The sequence below is a fragment of the Mycobacterium sp. SMC-4 genome (genome assembly GCF_050205565.1).
Lineage (GTDB): Bacteria > Actinomycetota > Actinomycetes > Mycobacteriales > Mycobacteriaceae > Mycobacterium.
In genome coordinates this window covers 249,973-270,487 of the sequence record NZ_JBNMQU010000001.1, presented here as the reverse complement: position 1 = coordinate 270,487, position 20,515 = coordinate 249,973, and the positions used below count along the sequence as shown (strand labels likewise).

The following is a 20,515-nucleotide window of genomic DNA, read 5'->3' as shown; positions in this document are numbered from 1 at the left end:
AAGGGAGTTACGTGCTCGACGTCAACTTCTTCGATGAACTCCGCATCGGCTTGGCCACTGCGGACGACATCCGCAACTGGTCCTACGGCGAGGTCAAGAAGCCGGAGACCATCAACTACCGCACGCTGAAGCCGGAGAAGGACGGCCTGTTCTGCGAGAAGATCTTCGGACCGACTCGCGACTGGGAGTGCTACTGCGGCAAGTACAAGCGCGTCCGCTTCAAGGGCATCATCTGTGAGCGCTGCGGCGTCGAGGTCACTCGCGCCAAGGTGCGTCGTGAGCGGATGGGCCATATCGAACTGGCCGCGCCGGTCACCCACATCTGGTACTTCAAGGGCGTCCCGTCGCGCCTGGGCTACCTGCTCGACCTGGCCCCGAAGGATCTCGAGAAGATCATCTACTTCGCGGCCTATGTGATCACCGCCGTCGACGACGAGATGCGGCACAACGAGCTGTCCACGCTCGAGGCCGAGATGGCCGTCGAGCGCAAGGCGATCGAGGATCAGCGCGACGCCGACCTCGAGGCCCGGGCCCAGAAGCTCGAGGCCGACATGAAGGAGCTCGAGGAAGAGGGCGCAAAGTCCGACGTGCGCCGCAAGGTGCGCGACGGCGGCGAGCGCGAGATGCGTCAGCTGCGCGACCGCGCCCAGCGTGAGCTCGACCGGCTCGACGAGATCTGGACGACGTTCACCAAGCTGGCTCCCAAGCAGCTGATCGTCGACGAGCTGCTCTACCGCGAGCTGCAGGACCGCTACGGCGAGTACTTCGAAGGCGCCATGGGTGCCGAGTCGATCAAGAAGCTCATCGAGACCTTCGACATCGACGCCGAGGCCGACTCGCTGCGCGACACCATCCGCAACGGCAAGGGCCAGAAGAAGCTGCGCGCGCTCAAGCGGCTCAAGGTCGTCGCGGCGTTCCAGACCAACAGCAACTCGCCGATGGGCATGGTGCTCGACGCGGTTCCGGTGATCCCGCCGGAGCTGCGCCCGATGGTCCAGCTCGACGGTGGCCGTTTCGCCACCTCCGACCTGAACGACCTGTACCGCCGCGTGATCAACCGCAACAACCGCCTCAAGCGACTGATCGATCTCGGTGCGCCCGAGATCATCGTCAACAACGAGAAGCGGATGCTTCAGGAGTCGGTGGACGCGCTGTTCGACAACGGTCGCCGCGGCCGTCCGGTCACCGGACCGGGCAACCGTCCGCTGAAGTCGCTGTCCGATCTGCTCAAGGGCAAGCAGGGCCGCTTCCGCCAGAACCTGCTCGGTAAGCGCGTCGACTACTCGGGTCGTTCGGTGATCGTCGTCGGCCCGCAGCTGAAGCTGCACCAGTGCGGTCTGCCCAAGCTGATGGCTCTGGAGCTGTTCAAGCCGTTCGTGATGAAGCGTCTGGTCGACCTGAACCACGCGCAGAACATCAAGAGCGCCAAGCGCATGGTCGAGCGGCAGCGTCCCCAGGTGTGGGATGTCCTCGAAGAGGTCATCGCCGAGCACCCGGTGCTGCTCAACCGCGCACCCACGCTGCACCGTCTGGGTATCCAGGCCTTCGAGCCGCAGCTGGTCGAGGGCAAGGCCATCCAGCTGCACCCGCTGGTGTGTGAGGCGTTCAACGCCGACTTCGACGGCGACCAGATGGCCGTGCACCTTCCGCTGAGCGCGGAGGCGCAGGCCGAGGCCCGCATCCTGATGCTGTCCTCGAACAACATCCTGTCGCCGGCGTCGGGCCGCCCGCTGGCCATGCCGCGTCTGGACATGGTGACCGGCCTGTACTACCTGACCACCATGGTCGAGGGGGACAAGGGCGAGTACCAGCCGGCCGGCAACGACGGCCCGGAAGCGGGCGTGTACAGCTCGCCCGCCGAGGCGATCATGGCGATGGACCGCGGCGCGCTGAGCGTGCGGGCCAAGATCCGCGTCCGGCTGACGCAGCAGCGTCCGCCGGCCGACGCCGAGGCCGAGCTGTTCCCGGAAGGCTGGACCTTCGGTCAGCCGTGGACGGCGGAGACGACGCTGGGCCGGGTGCTGTTCAACGAGCTGCTGCCCAACGGCTATCCGTTCGTCAACGAGCAGATGCACAAGAAGGTGCAGGCCCGGATCATCAACGATCTCGCGGAGCGGTTCCCGATGATCGTCGTCGCGCAGACCGTGGACAAGCTCAAGGACGCCGGCTTCTACTGGGCCACCCGTTCGGGGGTCACCGTGTCGATGGCCGACGTGCTGGTGCCGCCGCAGAAGCAGGAGATCCTGGAGCGGTACGAATCCGAGGCCGACGGCATCGAGAAGAAGTACCAGCGCGGCGCTCTGAACCACGACGAGCGCAACGAGGCTCTGGTCAAGATCTGGCAGGACGCCACAGAAGAGGTCGGTAAGGCGCTGGAGGACTACTACCCGGAGGACAACCCGATCATCACGATCGTGAAGTCCGGTGCCACGGGTAACTTCACCCAGACGCGCACCCTGGCCGGCATGAAGGGTCTGGTGACCAACCCGAAGGGTGAGTTCATCCCGCGCCCGATCAAGTCCTCGTTCCGTGAGGGTCTGACGGTGTTGGAGTACTTCATCAACACCCACGGTGCCCGTAAGGGTCTGGCCGACACCGCCCTGCGTACCGCCGACTCGGGTTACCTGACCCGTCGTCTGGTGGACGTGTCGCAGGACGTCATCGTTCGCGAGACCGACTGTGAGACCGAACGCGGGATCACCGTCACGCTCGCCGAGCGGCAGGATGACGGCACGCTGGTGCGTGATCAGCACATCGAGACCTCGGCTTACGCCCGTACGTTGGCGCAGGACGCGGTCGACGCGGACGGCAACGTCGTCGTCGAGCGTGGCCACGACCTGGGCGATCCGGCGATCGACGCACTGCTGGCAGCCGGCATCACCGAGGTGAAGGTCCGCTCGGTGCTGACCTGCACCACGGGCACCGGCGTGTGCGCCATGTGCTACGGCCGTTCGATGGCGACCGGCAAGCTGGTCGACATCGGCGAGGCCGTCGGCATCGTGGCCGCCCAGTCCATCGGTGAGCCCGGCACGCAGCTGACGATGCGTACCTTCCACCAGGGTGGTGTCACCGGTGGCGCCGACATCGTCGGTGGTCTGCCCCGTGTGCAGGAGCTGTTCGAGGCGCGTATTCCGCGGAACCGTGCCCCGATCGCCGACGTCTCCGGGCGGGTTCAGCTCGAGGAGAGCGACAAGTTCTACAAGATCACCATCGTTCCCGACGACGGGGGCGAGGAGGTCGTGTACGACAAGCTGTCGCGTCGTCAGCGCCTGAAGGTCTACAAGCACGACGACGGTTCCGAGCGGCTGCTCGCCGACGGTGACCACGTCGAGGTGGGTCAGCAGCTGCTGGAAGGCTCGGCCGATCCGCACGAGGTGCTGCGTGTCCAGGGTCCCCGCGAGGTGCAGATCCACCTCGTCAAGGAGGTCCAGGAGGTGTACCGCGCTCAGGGTGTGTCGATCCACGACAAGCACATCGAGGTCATCGTCCGGCAGATGCTGCGTCGCGTCACGATCATCGATTCGGGTTCGACGGAGTTCCTGCCCGGCTCGTTGACCGAGCGTGGCGAGTTCGAGACCGAGAACCGTCGCGTCGTGGCCGAGGGTGGCGAGCCCGCGGCCGGTCGTCCGGTGCTGATGGGTATCACGAAGGCGTCGCTGGCCACCGATTCGTGGCTGTCGGCGGCGTCGTTCCAGGAGACCACTCGCGTGCTGACCGATGCGGCGATCAACTGCCGCAGCGACAAGCTGCAGGGTCTGAAGGAGAACGTGATCATCGGCAAGCTGATCCCGGCCGGTACCGGTATCAACCGCTACCGCAACATCCAGGTGCAGCCCACCGAAGAGGCCCGCGCTGCGGCGTACACGATCCCGTCCTACGAGGATCAGTACTACAGCCCGGACTTCGGCCAGGCGACCGGTGCTGCGGTGCCGCTGGACGACTACGGTTACAGCGACTACCGCTGAGCCGTACGGAAAGCCGATAGAAGGCGAAGCCCCCGCTCTTGCGGGGGCTTCGCTGTTCTCCGACGCGGTGAGGACATCCTCGACACGATGCTGATGAATGCGCTGTGGTTCCTGTTCGGTCTGGCGCTGCTGGTGGTCGGTGCAGAGATCATGGTCCGGGGCGGCGCGCAGGTGGCCGCGCGGTTGGGTATCAGTCCGATCGTCATCGGGCTGACGGTGGTGTCGATCGGGACGAGCATGCCCGAGCTGGCGGTGGGGGTGGTCGCCGCCAGGGACGGCAGCGGGGCGCTCGCGGTGGGCAACATCGCCGGCACCAACGTTGTCAACATCTTGTTGATCCTCGGGCTGAGCGCGTTGCTGGTGCCGCTGGCGCTGCAGGTGCGGACCATCCGGTTCGAGTTGCCGATGATGGCGGCCGCCGCGGTGCTGTTGTTGGTCCTGGCGTCCGACGGCGTGATGTCGCGGGTCGACGGTGTGATCCTCGTGGTGTGCGCGCTGGCCTATACGGTCGCGGTGATCCGCTCGGCTCGGCACGAGCCGCATGTGGTCGAGGACGAGTTCGCTTCGGAGGTCGCCACCGAGTTCGGTGCGGAGTTCGGCCCGCTCGACGAGGTGGCGATCGCCACCGCCGCGCGGCGCCGCACCGCACTGCACGTCGCGATGACGTTGGGTGGTATCGCGCTGGTGGTGATCGGCGCAGACTGGCTCGTCGACGGCGCGGTCGGGATCGCGCGTCAGATGGGGGTGTCCGAAGCACTGATCGGTTTGACGGTCGTCGCGATCGGGACGTCGGCTCCCGAGTTGGTGACGACGGTGGTGTCCACGATCCGCGGTGACCGCGACATCGCGATCGGCAACCTGGTCGGCAGCAGCATCTACAACATCCTCCTGATCCTCGGTGTGACTTGCCTGGTGCCGGCCGGCGGTTTGGCCTTGCCGGACAGTCTGGTGCGGGTGGACATCCCGATCATGGTGGCGGTCGCGCTACTGTGCATCCCGATCTTCATGTCGGGTCGGCGGGTCAGCCGGGTCGAGGGCGGTGCGATGGTCGCCGCATATCTCGTCTACCTGACGCTGCTGTTCGCGACGCAGACCTGATCTCACGTGGCGGTTGACTATGACGTGGGTCGCAGCTAGCTTCCTACATACCGACCGGTCCGTTAGTTACGCGCCGCGGTTCGAGCGAGAGGGATTGCGGCCAACGCCCTGATTCTCGAACGCCTCGACGGCTGGCACACAGGCAAGGAGACCCCATGGACGACACCGTACGGTTGGATGACGTCGACCGAGCGATCGCAGAGGTCGCGGCCGGGCGGCCCGTCGTCGTGGTCGACGACGCCGACCGCGAGAACGAAGGCGACATCATCTTCGCGGCGCAGGCCGCGACGCCGGAGCTGATGGCCTTCACGGTGCGGTACTCCAGTGGCGTGATCTGTGTGCCGATGCCGGGGGACGTCGTCGATGCGCTGGCCCTGCCGTCGATGACGTCGAACAACCAGGACCCGAAGGGCACCGCCTTTACCGTGTCGGTCGACGCCGCCGACGGTGTCACCACCGGTATCTCGGCCGCCGATCGCGCCCGGACGGCACGCCTGTTGGCCGAGCCCGCGACCACCGCCGACCAGCTGACTCGTCCCGGGCACATGTTCCCGCTGCGGGCCCGCGACGGGGGTGTGCTGGTGCGCCGCGGTCACACCGAGGCGGCGGTGGACCTGGCGCGGGCGGCCGGGCTGCATCCGGTCGGCATCCTCGTCGAGATCGTCAACGACGACGGCACGATGAAGCGCGGGCCGCAGCTGCGTGACTTCGCCGACGAACACGGCCTCGCCATGATCTCGATCGAACAGCTGGTGCAGTACCGCCGGCGCACCGAGTCGCTGGTCGAACGTGGTGCTGTGACCCGGATGCCCACCGCCGCAGGCGATTTCACTGCCATTGGATACCGTTCTGTGGTGAATGGCAACGACCACGTGGCGTTGGTGAAGGGTGACATCGACACCGACGAGCCGGTGCTGGTTCGGGTCCATTCGGAATGCCTGACCGGCGACGTCTTCGGTTCGCGGCGCTGCGACTGCGGTCCCCAACTCGACGAGTCGCTGCGCCGCATCGCGGATCTGGGCCGCGGAGTTGTCATCTATCTCCGTGGTCACGAGGGCCGCGGAATCGGTTTGCAGTGCAAACTGGCCGCATATGCCTTGCAGGACAACGGTCGTGACACTGTCGAGGCGAACCTGGAGCTGGGATTCCCAGCCGACGCACGCGATTACAGCGACGCCGTCTCCATCATCGCCGATCTCGGGATCGGGCCGGTGTGGTTGCTGACCAACAACCCGGACAAGGTAGAGAGCTTGTCCGCCGGTGGTGTCGACATCGCGGGCCGGGTCCCTCTCTGCATCCCACCGAACGTACACAACATCTCCTATCTGGCTGATAAGCGAGACCGGATGGGACATGACCTGCCGGGCCTGGATGCTGACGTGCCGGGCCAACGGGCTTCGAGGCCGCTGCAGTTGGTCCGGTAGTGGCAGTTACGACGTTGGTTCGCCACACAGTCGAAGGTCCGGTGGCCCGCTTCACTCTGGATTCGCCGGCCAATCGGAATGCACTGTCGACCAGGCTCATCGACGAGCTGCATCGCGGTCTGGACGACGTACTGGGCAACCCCGCTCTGCGGGCAGTCGTCCTGGGGCATACCGGTGGAACGTTCTGCGCAGGAGTCGATTTGGCTCAGGTGTCGAGCGAACGCTCGGCTGCGGAAGGCGACGACCACATGGATGGTCTCGTCAAACTGTTGCGCCGGATACTGGAGCTTCCGGTGCCGGTCATCGCCGCCATCGACGGTCATGTCCGGGCCGGCGGGCTCGGTCTGGCCGCAGCCTGTGACATCGCGGTGGCCGGACCCTCGAGTACCTTCGCCCTGACAGAGGCACGGATCGGGGTTGCTCCGGGCATCATCTCGATGACGCTGCTCCCCAGGGTGAGTCCGCGCGCATCGGACCGCTACTTCCTCACGGGAGAGAAGTTCGGCGCGCGCGAGGCGGCAGAGATGGGCTTGGTGACCATTGCCGCCGAGGACGTCGAGGCGACCGTGTCGGACCTGGCCGCGGCGATCGCGTTGGGCTCTCCTCAGGGACTTCGGTCGTCGAAGGCGCTGACCACCGAGCCGGTTCTGGAGATATTCGATCGGAGAGCCGATCGCCTGGCCCGCAATGCTGCCCGGTTGTTCGATTCCGCGGAGGCACGTGAGGGTATCGCCGCGTTCCGGGAGAGACGACAGCCGAATTGGATCCAGTAGGAGGCAGGCCGAACATGCCGCGTATCGAACCCGTCCGCGAACCCGACGAAGAGCAGCGCCAGGCGCTCTCCAAGACGCTGCACGCCCCCGATGGCACGCCCGTCAACGTGTTCGCGACGCTGGCGCATCAACCGCAACTGATGCGTCGCGTCAACGCGCTCGGCGGGTATTTCATGGTGCACGGCTCGATTCCGTTGCGCGAGCGGGAGTTGGTGATCCTGCGCGTGGCGGGCACGTGCGACAGCGCTTACGAAGAGGGACAGCATCGGTGGATCGCCGGCGAGAAGGCCGGTCTGTCCGCTGCCGAGATCGATGCGGCGCTCGATCCCGGTACGTCGCACACGTGGTCGGCAGAGGATGCGTCACTGCTGGCGTTCGTCGACGAACTGCTCTCGACCGGTGGGGTGAGTGATTCCACGTGGGCGAGCCTGGAGTCCTGGGGTGACGTCAAGCGAACCGAACTGCTGGTCCTCGTCGGCTTCTATCAGATGCTGGCTCTGGTCATCAAAGGGATTGGCGTGGAGCTGGATCCGTCGGTGGCTCGGCTGCTCGAATCGACACAGAGCGACTAGCCGAACCGGCCTCACCCGATGGCGAGGCCGGCTCGGCGGATGCCTACGTGTTCGACGCGAGCACCAAGGAGATGGTGTCGGCAACGCATGCCGGCTTCGACTCCCCTTCGATCTCGATGGTGTACCGGGTGATCACCTGGGTTCCGGCCGCGACATCGTTCACTTCGGCGATCGTGGCGTGGGCACGGATGCGCGACCCCACGCGGACCGGATGGGGGAAGCGCACCTTGTTGAGCCCGTAGTTGAGCCGAGGCTCCGGAATGTCGACCTGGAAGATCTGGCTACCGAGCCAGGACGTCAGCGACAGGGTCAGAAAGCCGTGCGCGATGGTCTCGCCGAACGGACCCTCGTTCCGGGACCGCTCCACGTCGACGTGAATCCACTGATCGTCACCGGCGACCTCGGCGAATGCATCCACCCGCTGCTGGTCGATCTGAACCCAATCGGTGACACCGAGTTCTTGGCCGACGGCGGCTTTCATCTGGTCGATCGAATGGAAAGTCATCATGGGAGGGGCGCCTCTCGTCTCGGCGGTGATCACTTGGGGGAGGCCCCGGTCCGGCCGGCACGGGTTGTCGGAACAGCGGCCCCGCCGAAAGTACCAATCGGTATGTCGAGTCGGCATCGTCGGCTCCGACGACGCGGCGACGGTCGATTCCCCAGAGTCGTGTAGAGGCTTTACGTTTCGGCGCGAGGGCCGTAGTATCGGGCTTACATACCGACCGGTCGGAAGAAACTGGCGGAGAGACGAGTAAGGGGTTCTCAGAGTGCACATTGGTCTGAATCTGAATGTCCAGAACCTGGGGCGCACCAGCCCCGACCGGGAGGTCATGGCGGCTGAGCTGCGGTACGCGCAATTGGCAGAGAAGGTGGGATTCGACTCGCTGTGGATGCCCGAGCATCACTTCACCGACTACATGCTGACCCCGAATGTGCCGCAGGTGTTGGCCTGGATCGCCGGTCAGACCGAGACGTTGCGGTTGGGGACGGCGGTGAGTGTGTTGCCATGGCAGGACCCCATCCGTACCGCGGAGAGCTTCGTGGTCCTGGACAACCTCAGCCAGGGCCGCGCGATGCTCGGCCTGGGCCGCGGTCTTGGGCGGGTGGAGTTCGACGCCTTCCGGCTGGAGATGGGTGAATCGCGGCGTCGTTTCGTGGAGTACTCCGAGGCGATCCTGAACGCCCTCGAGACGGGCGTGATGGAGTACGACGGGAACCTCTACAAGCAGCCGCGGTGCGAGATTCGGCCGGAGCCGTATGCCTCGGTGCGTGGCCGGACCTTCGCCTCGGCGGTGTCCCCGGAGTCGATGGACATCATGGCCCGGCTGGGGGTGGGCCTGATGGTGATCGCCCAGAAGCCTTGGCCCACAGTGCAGGCCGATCTGGACAACTACCGTGCCCGGTACAACGAGCTGCGCGGTGAGGAGCCGCCCAAGCCGCTGATCAACGTCTACGTGGGGGTGGGCGAGACTGAAGCCGAAGCCCAGGAGATGCGCGATCGGTACCTCAAGGGCTATGCGCTGTCGACGGTCGAGCACTACGAGTTCGACAACGTCGGCTTCGAGAAGATCGAGGGTTACGAGTACTACGGCAACCTGGCCCGCAACATCGAAAAGCACGGTGTCGACGGGTTTGCGAACTTCCTGGCCGATCTCCAGGTGTGGGGTACCCCCGACCAGGTCGTCGAGAAGCTGATCTCGTATGTCGACCGCATCGACGCCGGGGGTATTGCGATCGTGCCGTCGTACGGCGGGATGTCCAGGGCCGTTGCGGACAAGAACTTCGACCTCATCGCCAAGCATGTGGTGCCGGCGCTGAAGGCCTACGACGTGGGTGGCGACCTGGGTGTCCAGTACGGCGCCAACGCGGTGGCGGCGGTCTGAACGGATCGACGTGGCTGAAACCAAACCTGGACTGAGACTGGGCTATAAGGCGTCGGCAGAGCAGTTCGCCCCGCGCGAGCTGGTGGAGTTGGCGGTGTTGGCCGAATCGCATGGGATGGACAGTGCGACGGTCAGTGATCATTTCCAGCCGTGGCGTCATGAGGGTGGGCATGCGCCGTTTTCGTTGGCGTGGATGACGGCGGTCGGAGAGCGCACCGAGCGGATTCAGTTGGGGACCTCGGTGTTGACGCCGACGTTCCGGTACAACCCGGCGGTGATTGCGCAGGCGTTCGCGACGATGGCGTGTCTGTATCCGGGGCGGATCTTCCTGGGCGTGGGGACCGGGGAGGCGCTGAATGAGATCGCCACGGGTTATGAGGGGGATTGGCCAGATTTCAAGGAGCGCTTTGCGCGGCTGCGGGAGTCGGTGCGGTTGATGCGCGAGTTGTGGCTGGGTGACCGGGTGGACTTCGAGGGCGACTACTACTACACCAAAGGGGCGTCGATCTATGACGTGCCCGAGGATGGGGTGCCGGTCTATATCGCTGCGGGTGGTCCGGTGGTGGCCAAGTACGCCGGCCGGGCCGGGGACGGGTTCATCTGTACCTCGGGCAAGGGCGAGGAGCTGTATAAGGACAAGCTCATCCCGGCGGTGCGTGAGGGTGCGGAGAAGGCCGAGCGCGACGTCGCAAAAATCGACAAGATGATCGAGATCAAGATCTCGTATGACACCGATCCTGAACTGGCGCTGGAGAATACGCGGTTCTGGGCGCCGTTGTCGTTGACTGCTGAGCAGAAGCATTCCATCGATGATCCGATGGAGATGGAGAAGGCTGCTGACGAGTTGCCGATCGAGCAGGTCGCCAAGCGCTGGATCGTGGCCTCGGATCCGGACCAGGCGGTGGAGAAGGTCAAAGACTACGTCGACTGGGGTCTGAACCATCTGGTGTTCCACGCCCCCGGCCACGATCAGCGCCGCTTCCTCGAACTGTTCCAACGCGACCTCGAACCGCGGTTGCGGAAGCTGTGCTGACACCGGTCGGCCCCCTAGTGGCTGCGCTTGACGGAGTGCCCACCGAACTGATTGCGCAGGGCGGCAACGGCTTTCATGGCGGGTGAGTCGTCCTGGCGGGACCGGAACCGGTCGAACAGCGACCCCGCGATGGTCGGTACCGGAACCCGGAGTCGGATGGCTTCTTCCACCGTCCAGCGGCCCTCGCCGGAATCCTCGGTGTACCCGCTGATGCCGGCGAGTCCGGGATCTTCGCAAAGGGCTTTGGCGAGCAGCTGTTGCAGCCACGACCGCACGACCGTGCCGTTGGACCAGGCCTGGATCACCGCTTGTGGGTCCCGTACCAGGGCCTCGGCGGTCAGCATCTCGTAGCCTTCGGCATACGCGGTCATCAGGGCGTATTCGATACCGTTGTGCACCATCTTGGTGAAATGTCCGGCGCCGACCGGTCCGGCGTGGACGAATCCGTCCTCGAGCGCACCATCGGGGCGAAGGGTGTCGAAGATCGGCATGGCACGAGCGACATCCTCGTCGCTGCCACCGATCATCAGGCCATACCCCTCGGTCAGGCCCCAGACGCCGCCGGAAACACCGGCATCGATGTACCCAATCCCTTTCTTGCCCAACAGCTCTGCGTGGGGGATGTCATCGGTGTAGCGGGAGTTGCCGCCGTCGATCACCAGATCTCCCGGGCTCAGCACCTCGGCCAGTGAGCCGATGGTCTCGGTCGTGATGGCCCCGGAGGGAACCATCACCCAGACGATGCGTGGCGTAGACAGCGACTCGGCGAGTGCGGCAAGCGTCGGTGCATCGCTGATCTCGCTACGTGTGTCGTAGCCGATGACCTCATGGCCGCCCCGACGAAGTCGTTCCCGCATGTTGAAGCCCATTTTGCCCAGCCCGACGAGACCCAATTGCATGGTGAAACCCTCCGTTGTGGTCGTGGACCAGCCCAGCGTGGAAGAGCGGATGCGGCCAACAGTGGCCAAGTGACTGAATCCAAGTCTTTCGAGGGGCCGCACGCTGTGGTGGCAACCCGGCGGGGATGATATCGCACTGGATAGATCCACGAGAAACGCCTTGGCACAGTGATATTCACGTTGATGGACCAGCCCTGGCGGCCCGCGGAGCGCAAAACGGCGTCGTCGGCGGTCAGTTCCCCGCCGGTGGTCCGGCCTGTGGCATATCTGCGTCTGGTGAACGGCGTGTTACCTGCGTTACACGATTTGTCCAACAGGTCGCCCCGCGTTCCCCCTTTTCGGGGATGGTGGGCGGACCTACTGACGCCGACAATAATTCCGGTGGCGAGGATGGGTGCTGTGCGACCGGCGCCCGTGCTTCGGCCCCGCGCGAGGCTGCGAGCTGCAGTTGAGACCGTTGCGGCGATTGTCCGCGACAGGATGGAAGGAACACCCCACCTATGGCGACTACGCCTACCCCGGCGCCGGATGTCGGGAGGGAGACCGGCTCGGATCTCGACCAGGCGTTACGCGACGCCGTGTTGAAGATCGAGAGTGCGGAATACCAGAATGGGAATCCGGCTTTCAGCCCGCTGACCGCTCGCGACTGGCTGATCATCGCCGCAGCCTATGTGCTGTTTCCCGCGTTGCTGGCTCTGCTGGTGGGCACCGCATGAGCAAAGACGGCGGGACCACGGCAAGTGGAGCGGATTTCCACGAACATGCCCTGATGGGCCGCATCCCGGTGCTCTCCGGGGACCGGATTTACAACCGTTGGTACACCTGGGTCCTGCAGGCCTTCCTCTACGGTGCCGCTACCTGGTCGTTGTTGGGTGGCGGCTATCTGGGCTCCATCCTGCCGCCCCTGCAGGGATTCGCGGCCTTCATCCTGGGGCAGACGATCTCGCTCGTCCTGGGGTCGTTGTTCACCGGTGTGATCTCGAGTCGGTTCGGTGTCGACCTCACCGATGCCGCCCGGACAGTGCTGGGCTCGCGCGGTGCCCAGTTCGTGCGGTTGGTGGTGTTCGCCGGTATGACGGTGACCACGCTCATCCTGGTCTCGCTGATGGCGGCGGCCTTCGGGCAGTTCGCGGAGGTCACCTTGGGTATGTCATCTGGGGGCTTCGTCGGTGCGGTGTGCGCCACGACGGCGCTGATCTTCTGCGTGGTGATCGCCAAGATCGGGCCGTCCATCCTGGAACGGGTGGCCAACTGGATCATCTTCCCGTTGTTCATGGTTCTGCTCATCGCGCTCGCCTGGGCGCTGATCAGCCGGTACGGCTTGGTCGATCTGTGGTCGCTGCGGCCCGATCCGGAACTCACCATCCCCGGCGCCTATGTTCGTGCCGTCGAGTTCGGTTTGGCGACCGGCTTCGGCTACTGGATCACCACCGGTGCGATGTTCCGTCTTGTGAGCTCGCCCCGGCTGGCGATCCACGGCAGCACCGTCGCCTGGTCGTACCTGATTCTGCCGATCACCGCGGTCGGTATCTTCGCCGCACTGGCCGTCGGCTCGGCCGATCCCACGCTGTGGATGTATGACCTGATGGGCCCGGTGGGTGGCGCTCTGGCCATGATGTTCATCGTGGTCGCGAACATCACGGCGTTGATCGTCATGATCTATGTCGCCACGGTCGCGGCGCGCCAATCGCAGGGCATGATGAAGATCCCGTCCTGGGTGGTCATGTGTGTGATCGCGGCGCCCGCCGTGGTCGCGACGTTCTTCGCCCACCAGGTGCTGGCCTCCTATGCCGTCATCGTCGCCGGTCTGGCGTTGCCGGTGGCACCGCTGGTGGCCGTTCTGACGGTGGACTTCTTCGTCCTGCGCCGCAGCCAGATCGACATTCGGCACGTCTTCACCCCAAAGCAGGGGACGAAGTACTGGTATTGGGGCGGCGTCAACCCGGCTGCCGTAGTCGCGTTGATCGCTGGTATCGCCACGTACCTATGGATGTACAACCCATTGACCGGCGAGGCCGGCGTGGGCGCCTTCGAGTACCTGACGGCGACGATCCCCACGATGGCGGTCTCCGCACTGCTCTACTGGGTCCTGTCGGTGTGCTGGGTGATTCCGAGCGGGCTCGGCGGATACCCGACGTGCAAGGCCCCCAGGCATGTGGACGTCGAGACGCACGAAATAGGCCTGTAGCCGGCCGGGAGTGAAAGAGGGGCCTGCGGCATCTCGCCGCAGGCCCCTCTCATATCCGGCGGACGTTGCCGAGGAACGGACCTACTCGGTCCAGTCGTCATAGAACGGCGGCATATCCGAGGACGCCTTCCCGGTGAACCGTGGATCGCGCTTCTCCCGGAACGCCGCGACACCCTCCGCCCCGTCGGCGATGCTGGTGTAGAACATGGCCAGCGAATCCACCCGGTGCGCATCGACAGGATGCTCGAGGGTGGCATTGCGGTACAGCAGTTGACGGGCCAGCGCCACTGCCACCGGCGACTTGCCCTTGGTCCACCGATCCGCCAATTGTGTTGCTGCCGTCAGCAGGTCGTTACCGTGTACCGACCGGACCAGACCCTTCTGCAGCGCGCTCTGGGCGTCGAGGATCTCGGCCGAATACAGCAGATCGAGCGCTGTGTCCATCCCGACGATCCTGGGCAGGAACCAGGTCGAGGCCGCCTCCGGGGTGATGCCGAGTCTGCCGAAGACGAAGCCGATGCGCCCCCGCTCGGAGATCAGCCGGGCGTCCATGGCCAGCGTCATGGTGGCGCCGATCCCGACAGCGGGGCCGTTGATGGCGGCGATCACGGGCTTGCGGCAGGCATGGATGGCCAGGGTCACCCGACCGCCGGTGTCCCGCACTCGGCGCAGGCCCGGATCGTCCAGCTCGGCCATGTCCGCCAGGGTGGGGCGCAGCGTCTCGTCGAGTCCGAAGGGGTTACCGGTCTCGGCGAGATCCATGCCGGCGCAGAACGCGCGTCCCGCACCGGTCACGATCACCGCCCGGACGTCGTCACGGTCGTTGACGTGTCGGAAGGTCCACTCGAGTTCGTCCGCCATCTCCACGGTGAACGCATTGAGGCTGTCGGGACGGTGCAGCGTGACGGTGAGAACGCCGTCGTTGACGTCATGTCGCAGGGTGCGCAGATTCATCGAAACCTCCATGGTGATCCCGTGCAGTCAACCACCGGCGCAACGGCGGATCGCTGCAGATTCAGGGGAAGTGGGCGATTCAGACTTCGGTCTTTGGTGCAGGTGTAGCTGCTGCCAGCGTCGATACGCTCGTCCGGACGCTGGCCCCGATACGCCGGGCAGACGTTTCTCGCTTACACGCTGTTCTGACAAGGAGGTCAATGTGACAGAGACAATTGCGTCTCCGGCCACGCCCACCATCGCCCACGAACGCCGGCATTACATCAACGGCGCGTGGGTGTCGGGTGAGTCGAGCGAACTCATTGACGTGGTGAACCCGGCGACCGAAGAGATCATCGCTCAGGTGCCGGCCGGTACGGCGGGTGACGTCGACCGTGCCGTCGCGGCGGCCAAGGCGGCGTTCGAGGCCTGGTCGACGACTCCGGTTGCCGAGCGGCTGAGGATCCTCGAAGCGATCGTGGAGGGTTTCAAGGCCCGCGAAGACGACCTGGTTCGCGTGATCAGCATGGAAATGGGTGCGCCCGAGTCTTTCTCGCGTGCCGCGCAGGTGTCGCTGCCGCTGATGACGATGACGACCGCGGTCGAGATCCTGCGGGACTTCGAGTTCGAGTACGAGGCCAACGGTGTTTCGATTGTGCGTGAACCGATCGGTGTCGTCGGGGCCATCACCCCGTGGAACTTCCCGTTGCATCAGGTCGCGTTGAAGGTGATCCCGGGTCTGGCCACCGGTTGCACCGTCGTGCTCAAGCCGTCCGAGGTGACTCCGCTGTCGTCGATCATCTTCAGCGAGGTGCTCGAGGCGGCCGGCGTTCCCGCCGGCGTGTTCAACCTGGTGCAGGGACACGGCCCCGTCGTCGGAGAAGCCATCGCGAGCCACCCCGATATCGACCTGGTCTCGTTCACCGGCTCCACCCGGGCCGGGAAGCGCGTGACCGAACTGGGCGCGCAAACCGTCAAGCGGGTCACACTCGAACTCGGTGGCAAATCCGCCAACATCATTCTCGACGACGCGGACTTCGACAAAGCGATTCCGGCGGGTGTCGCGGGCTGCTACCTGAACTCAGGACAGGCCTGTAATGCTCCGACCAGGATGCTGGTGCCCAGGGCACGCCTGGCCGAGGTCGAGGGACTGGCCAAGAAGGCTGCGGAGACGTTCGACGCCGGCGAAGGCGTGGACGGGAAGACCTCGCTCGGCCCGGTGACCACCGAGGCCGGACTGCACCGCGTCCGCCGTTACATCGAGCAGGGCATCGAAGAAGGCGCCAAGCTCATCGCCGGCGGTGCGGAACCCGTCGACGGGCCCGGGTACTTCGTCCGGCCCACGGTGTTCAGCAATGTCACGCAAGACATGACGATCGCTCGCGAGGAGATCTTCGGCCCGGTGTTGTCGATCATCGCCTACGACTCTGTGGACGAAGCGGTGGCCATCGCCAACGACTCCGAATACGGACTCGGGGGCTGGGTCTGGTCGGGCGATGCGGATCGAGCACGCGAGGTCGCCAAGCGCATGCGCACCGGCCAGGTGTACATCAACGGCGCGAACATCCACCCATACGCACCGTTCGGCGGCTACAAGCAGTCTGGCAACGGCCGAGAATGGGGTCTGTACGGTTTCGAAGAAGTCTTGGAGACCAAAGCGCTGCTGAGCTGAGGACACGCTCGAGACGGGGTGCCACGGCCTACTGCCGGGCACCCCGTTCGGCTCTCGATGAGATCTGAGCAGGTGGGGATTCTCGGGTGGCCCACGCAATCGGCGTAACGCAGAATTGACGGCGGCGAGTGCCGTCACCCATTGACAAACGTACCGGTCGGTTTGTTACCGTGGCGCCAGTTAACAATGTGGCCCAGGTAACAGGAGGCTCGGATGACTACGTCGCTGAGGATGATCGACGGTGGCGCGGAACAGTACGTCTCCGCGCCGAGACCGGCTGCTGACGGCGACGGCTACCGCAGGGCCGTGGAAGCCGACCTGCTGCGACGCATCGGTGCGATCGCCGCAACGGCTGCGCAGCGCGACCTCCAGGAGATGCTCGATGATCTCGCCATCGCGGTGATCGAAACCTCGACGTGGGCGATGTGCGGGATCGAGACATTCGATCCTGTCGAGCGGACGCTGCTCGACTGGACGCACGCCGGTTTCGCGCCCTCCGCCGGAGAGGTATTCGACCAGTGGGTCAACGAGGGCGACCCCTCGCTGACGTCTGCCACCCGTGATCGGATCTTGGTCATCCCGGACGTGTCGAAGGCAGACGAGTTCCCCACAACCCGGCGCGAAGCGATCAGGACGGGATTCCGTTCGGCCGTCTATGTCCCCGTCCGGCTGACGGACCGCTGGAGTGTGCTGACCCTGTGTCACAGCAGCACCCACGAATTCACCCGTGAGGAGGTCGCCCTTGCCGAGTCGGTTGCCGCAGCGATCGCGGTGGCGGTGGAGTCGGTTCTGAGGGCACGCGGTTGGCAGGCCGGGACGGTTCGGCCGGCAGCAGAGTCGCGTGCGCGGTTCCACGATCGTCTCCTCCGACTTCAGATCGCGGACGCCACCTTGGACGAATTCTGTTGTGGCATCTCGGAGTTGTTGGCGTCTCCGGTACTGCTGGTCGACCGGTTCGAGCAGCCGTTGGCATCCGCGAAGTTCACCCCTGAACACGTCGCGGAGTTGCTCGGCACGCTTTCCGGGCACCGGTCGGCCGTGCGTTCAGGCGACAACGTCATTCAGCTGAAGGCGGGCCGCGAGGATCTGCTGGTGGGCCACGCCTACGACGGTGCCAACCGCGTCGGTTCCCTGATCGTGGGCACCGCGCCGGTCACCGACACCGACAGTGCCCTGTCGGAACTGCTGACACTGGCCTGCGACCATGTGGCGCTGGCGCTACTACGGAAGCGCGCGTCGATCGAGACGGATATCCGTATGCGGCAGGACTTCGGCGAGGCACTCGGCGGAATGGATCCCAGCAGCGCGGCGCTCACCCAGTCGGGCGCGGTGCTGGGAATCGACCTGGCAGCGCGGCACCGCGTCATGCGGGTCCATCCGGAGGGTCTTCGGTGTCCTCTGTCCGCGCACGACGCGTTCGAGGTGGCCGAACAGCTGTCCAAGCGTTTGGCGCAGAACGGCTTCGGTGCGGTGGTGGCGCCCGTCGGTGGCGTCGACTTCGTGGTCGTCCTACACGACGAACAGAGTCGCCGCGGCGCGGCGACGCCGGCAGAAGTGGTGCGGGCCGGGCTTCGAGACCTCTTGAGCGCCCTGCTTGGACCGGCGGCAGGAAGCGTCGCGATCGGGATCGGTATCGGAAATGCTGCCCTCGGTGTGCAAGGCCTGGACCGGTCACATCGCGAAGCCCGGCAGGCCCTCGAAGTCGCCAGGACCATCGATGGCGATGACGCGGACCGACACATCGCCGACGTCGGCAGCTACGCCGTGCTGGCCGGATCATCCACCGCGACCGCCGACGACCAGGACCTGTTCGCGCGGCGCTACCTCGAACCGCTGATGGAGTACGACCGCATCCACAGCGCCGGGTATGTCGAGACCCTGCAGACGTACTTCGAGAACGTAGGCAACGTGCAGCGGACCGCGGACAAACTGTTCCTGCATTTGTCCACCGTGCGGTACCGGCTCAAGCGAATCGAGGAGATCGCAGGGATCGATCTCCGCGATGAAGAGGACCGGTTGTGCATGCAGCTTGCGCTGCGGATCGCGCGGTTCACCGAACAGAAGCGGTGCGCGAACTGAGCGCTGCGGCGTGAACTGCACAGTCGTGGCGCTTTGGCGCTTTGCGCAGTTTTGCGGCCCCCGGCTTCGCCGTCCGGGCATGTCGCGCTGCGACCGGCGTCACTAACGTCGGGACCAGCGGCTCGCGATACCCACCGCAGCATTTGAGAGTGCGGTAGTCGGCGCGAGTTGTGAACTGCTGCGGCTGCCTCGGCGCCATCGTTTCGAGAAGGGACACTCCATGAAGATCGGTATCTTGCAGGAAGGCGAATACACCGGTTCCACGGTCGAAGAGCGCTACCACGAGATCATCGAGGAGATGGTCCTCGCCGACAAGATGGGATTCTCGGTGTTCGGCTCGTCCGAACAGCACTTCGAGGGACCGAAGTTCTCGATTCCCGCGCCGGAGGTGCTGTACGCCGCCATCGCGATGCGCACCGAGCGGATCAAGCTGCGTCCTATGGGTGTCGTCGCCTTGTCGTGGAACAATCCGATTCTGGTGGCCGAGCGGCTGGCCGCGCTCGACATCCTCTCGCGCGGACGCGCCGAACTGTGTACCGCCCGATCGAACAACGCCAAGACATTGGGCATCTTCAAGGTGGATCCGGCGAAGACCCGTGAGATCTGGGGCGAGACCATGGACGCCCTGGAGGCCATCTTCAGTAATCCCGATGCGGCCGAATATCACGGCAAGCACTGGGATTTCCCGGAGACCTCAGTGGTCCCGACGTTCATCGACAAGCGTTACCCGAGGATCTCGGTCGCCGCGAGCAGTGTCGAGTCCCATGCGATGGCGGCCAAGCGGGGTATCGGTGCGATCACGTGGGAGAACTACTTCGGGTTCGACTACATGCAGGAGTGCTTCGACGCCTACCAGAAGGCCATCCCCGAGACCACCGCTACCCCGGACCGGCTGAACAACTACATCGGTGTCTACGTCGGCACCGCATTCTGCGCCCCCACGACCGAAGAAGCTCGCGCGGTCGCCGGCGAACAGGCCCTGGAGTACTTCCGGGTCACCCTGGACATGTACCGCAAGATCGCCCAGAACCCCGGCTACGAGTACATGAGCCAGATCAACACGCTGCTCGACAAAGGCGATGATCTGGACTGGCTCTGCGAGTCGACTTCGTCGGTGATGGTGGGCACGCCTGACGACTACATCCGTCGACTGAAGGACCTCGAGGCGCGCGGTGTCGATGAGGTGCTCCTGCGTATCGATACGTTCGGGCACCGGAATCACATGGAGTGCATCGAACTCATCGGCCGAGAGGTCATCCCGGCCGTCTCCTGACATCCCTGCGGTCCTTTCATTCGACGTGGCGGCGCTGTGACCCGGATCGGGTCGCAGCGCCGCCACGCGCCTTTCGCTATTCCGTCGTATGGCAACCGCCGATTTCGTTGTTCTGCCGGTATCGACGGTGGTGCCGTGTCGCTACCGTTCCCGACGTGACCCAAATTCTCGGCAACGTCAGTACAGTTGAACTTTCCTACAGCGAATCCGCAGCCGACGGGCACCCGGCGATCAAAACGGGAGTGCACGCGCTCGACGAGGTCGCGGGTGGCTCAATGGGCTTGTGGGAGGCCAAAGCCGGCGTCTTCGTCGGCGCTCCGCACGCCGACGAGGTCTTCGTGGTGCTGTCCGGCAGCGTCACCCTCGCCACGACGGATCAGGGCACCCCGGTGAGCGCCACGCAGGGCGACATCGTTCGACTCGCCAAGGGCGTCGAGGTGCGCTGGGACATCGCGGACACGCTACGGATCTTCTACGTCTTTCCCTGATCGAGTCAGTAGACCCAAGGGTCGAGCGGCAGCCCATGGACCGTCGCTCGGCCCTTTGTGGATTCACGGAGCGACCGGATGTGCCTGTAGCTGAGAATAATTGGTCCGCTCATGAACACCCTCATGCGGGCGCAGCACTGGCTGAGTGGCGTGTTCTTGAAGGATGACATCTATCGATGAGCTGTTGCTGACGCTGGGACCGCTCATCGACCTGGCTGAATTCCCGGTGATGACT

Annotated in this window: 16 protein-coding genes; 13 read left to right on the top strand and 3 right to left on the bottom strand. The window is 65.0% G+C overall.

Annotation, left to right across the window (positions count from 1 at the left end):
* The first annotated feature begins 11 nt into the window (after window positions 1-11).
* The 5 genes from ACQI46_RS01330 (at window position 12) to ACQI46_RS01310 (ending at window position 7,832) form a co-directional block, all read left to right on the top strand.
* A complete protein-coding gene (locus ACQI46_RS01330; protein ID WP_427092138.1) occupies window positions 12-3,965 on the top strand; it encodes a DNA-directed RNA polymerase subunit beta' in 3,954 nt (1,317 codons plus the stop codon).
* 87 nt (window positions 3,966-4,052) lie between these two features.
* Window positions 4,053-5,063 (top strand): calcium/sodium antiporter, encoded by a 1,011-nt coding sequence (locus ACQI46_RS01325; RefSeq protein ID WP_427092137.1) that lies wholly within the window; start codon window positions 4,053-4,055, stop codon window positions 5,061-5,063.
* Window positions 5,064-5,218: 155 nt separating this feature from the next.
* Window positions 5,219-6,487 (top strand): bifunctional 3,4-dihydroxy-2-butanone-4-phosphate synthase/GTP cyclohydrolase II, encoded by a 1,269-nt coding sequence (locus tag ACQI46_RS01320; RefSeq protein ID WP_427092136.1) that lies wholly within the window; start codon window positions 5,219-5,221, stop codon window positions 6,485-6,487.
* The gene (locus ACQI46_RS01315; protein ID WP_427092135.1) at window positions 6,487-7,260 is read left to right on the top strand and encodes an enoyl-CoA hydratase family protein; all 774 of its coding nucleotides are present in this window, start codon (window positions 6,487-6,489) and stop codon (window positions 7,258-7,260) included. Before ACQI46_RS01320 ends, ACQI46_RS01315 begins: the two co-directional genes overlap by 1 nt.
* Before the next feature lie 14 nt (window positions 7,261-7,274).
* Window positions 7,275-7,832: a carboxymuconolactone decarboxylase family protein gene (locus ACQI46_RS01310; RefSeq protein WP_427092134.1), complete on the top strand. Its 558-nt coding sequence runs from the start codon at window positions 7,275-7,277 to the stop codon at window positions 7,830-7,832.
* Between the two features lie 43 nt (window positions 7,833-7,875).
* On the opposite strand, the gene ACQI46_RS01305 is transcribed toward ACQI46_RS01310, so the two are convergent.
* Window positions 7,876-8,340 carry a MaoC family dehydratase gene (locus ACQI46_RS01305; RefSeq protein ID WP_427092133.1) on the bottom strand — a complete coding sequence of 155 codons (465 nt, stop codon included), beginning with the start codon at window positions 8,338-8,340 and terminating at the stop codon, window positions 7,876-7,878.
* Between the two features lie 259 nt (window positions 8,341-8,599).
* Between ACQI46_RS01305 and ACQI46_RS01300 the strand changes: the two genes are divergently transcribed.
* Window positions 8,600-9,715: an LLM class flavin-dependent oxidoreductase gene (locus tag ACQI46_RS01300; protein WP_427092132.1), complete on the top strand. Its 1,116-nt coding sequence runs from the start codon at window positions 8,600-8,602 to the stop codon at window positions 9,713-9,715.
* Window positions 9,716-9,746: 31 nt separating this feature from the next.
* Window positions 9,747-10,748 (top strand): glucose-6-phosphate dehydrogenase (coenzyme-F420), encoded by a 1,002-nt coding sequence (gene fgd, locus ACQI46_RS01295; RefSeq protein WP_427092769.1) that lies wholly within the window; start codon window positions 9,747-9,749, stop codon window positions 10,746-10,748.
* A 14-nt stretch (window positions 10,749-10,762) separates the two neighbouring features.
* Here fgd and gnd read toward each other — a convergent pair whose 3' ends face one another.
* On the bottom strand, window positions 10,763-11,647 hold the full coding sequence (gene gnd, locus ACQI46_RS01290; protein ID WP_427092131.1) for a phosphogluconate dehydrogenase (NAD(+)-dependent, decarboxylating): 885 nt from the start codon (window positions 11,645-11,647) through the stop codon (window positions 10,763-10,765).
* A 500-nt stretch (window positions 11,648-12,147) separates the two neighbouring features.
* Between gnd and ACQI46_RS01285 the strand changes: the two genes are divergently transcribed.
* Window positions 12,148-12,363 carry a hypothetical protein gene (locus ACQI46_RS01285; RefSeq protein WP_427092130.1) on the top strand — a complete coding sequence of 72 codons (216 nt, stop codon included), beginning with the start codon at window positions 12,148-12,150 and terminating at the stop codon, window positions 12,361-12,363.
* A complete protein-coding gene (locus ACQI46_RS01280; protein ID WP_427092129.1) occupies window positions 12,360-13,835 on the top strand; it encodes a cytosine permease in 1,476 nt (491 codons plus the stop codon). Before ACQI46_RS01285 ends, ACQI46_RS01280 begins: the two co-directional genes overlap by 4 nt.
* A gap of 81 nt (window positions 13,836-13,916) precedes the next feature.
* On the opposite strand, the gene ACQI46_RS01275 is transcribed toward ACQI46_RS01280, so the two are convergent.
* The gene (locus tag ACQI46_RS01275; protein WP_427092128.1) at window positions 13,917-14,789 is read right to left on the bottom strand and encodes a crotonase/enoyl-CoA hydratase family protein; all 873 of its coding nucleotides are present in this window, start codon (window positions 14,787-14,789) and stop codon (window positions 13,917-13,919) included.
* A gap of 202 nt (window positions 14,790-14,991) precedes the next feature.
* Between ACQI46_RS01275 and ACQI46_RS01270 the strand changes: the two genes are divergently transcribed.
* The 4 genes from ACQI46_RS01270 (at window position 14,992) to ACQI46_RS01255 (ending at window position 20,280) form a co-directional block, all read left to right on the top strand.
* Window positions 14,992-16,440, top strand: coding sequence for an aldehyde dehydrogenase family protein (locus tag ACQI46_RS01270; RefSeq protein ID WP_427092127.1), 1,449 nt, complete (start codon window positions 14,992-14,994; stop codon window positions 16,438-16,440).
* A 213-nt stretch (window positions 16,441-16,653) separates the two neighbouring features.
* Window positions 16,654-18,519 carry a helix-turn-helix domain-containing protein gene (locus ACQI46_RS01265; protein ID WP_427092126.1) on the top strand — a complete coding sequence of 622 codons (1,866 nt, stop codon included), beginning with the start codon at window positions 16,654-16,656 and terminating at the stop codon, window positions 18,517-18,519.
* 220 nt (window positions 18,520-18,739) lie between these two features.
* On the top strand, window positions 18,740-19,792 hold the full coding sequence (locus ACQI46_RS01260) for an LLM class flavin-dependent oxidoreductase (protein WP_427092125.1): 1,053 nt from the start codon (window positions 18,740-18,742) through the stop codon (window positions 19,790-19,792).
* Window positions 19,793-19,947: 155 nt separating this feature from the next.
* The gene (locus ACQI46_RS01255) at window positions 19,948-20,280 is read left to right on the top strand and encodes a cupin domain-containing protein (RefSeq protein WP_427092124.1); all 333 of its coding nucleotides are present in this window, start codon (window positions 19,948-19,950) and stop codon (window positions 20,278-20,280) included.
* The last annotated feature ends 235 nt before the right edge of the window (window positions 20,281-20,515 follow it).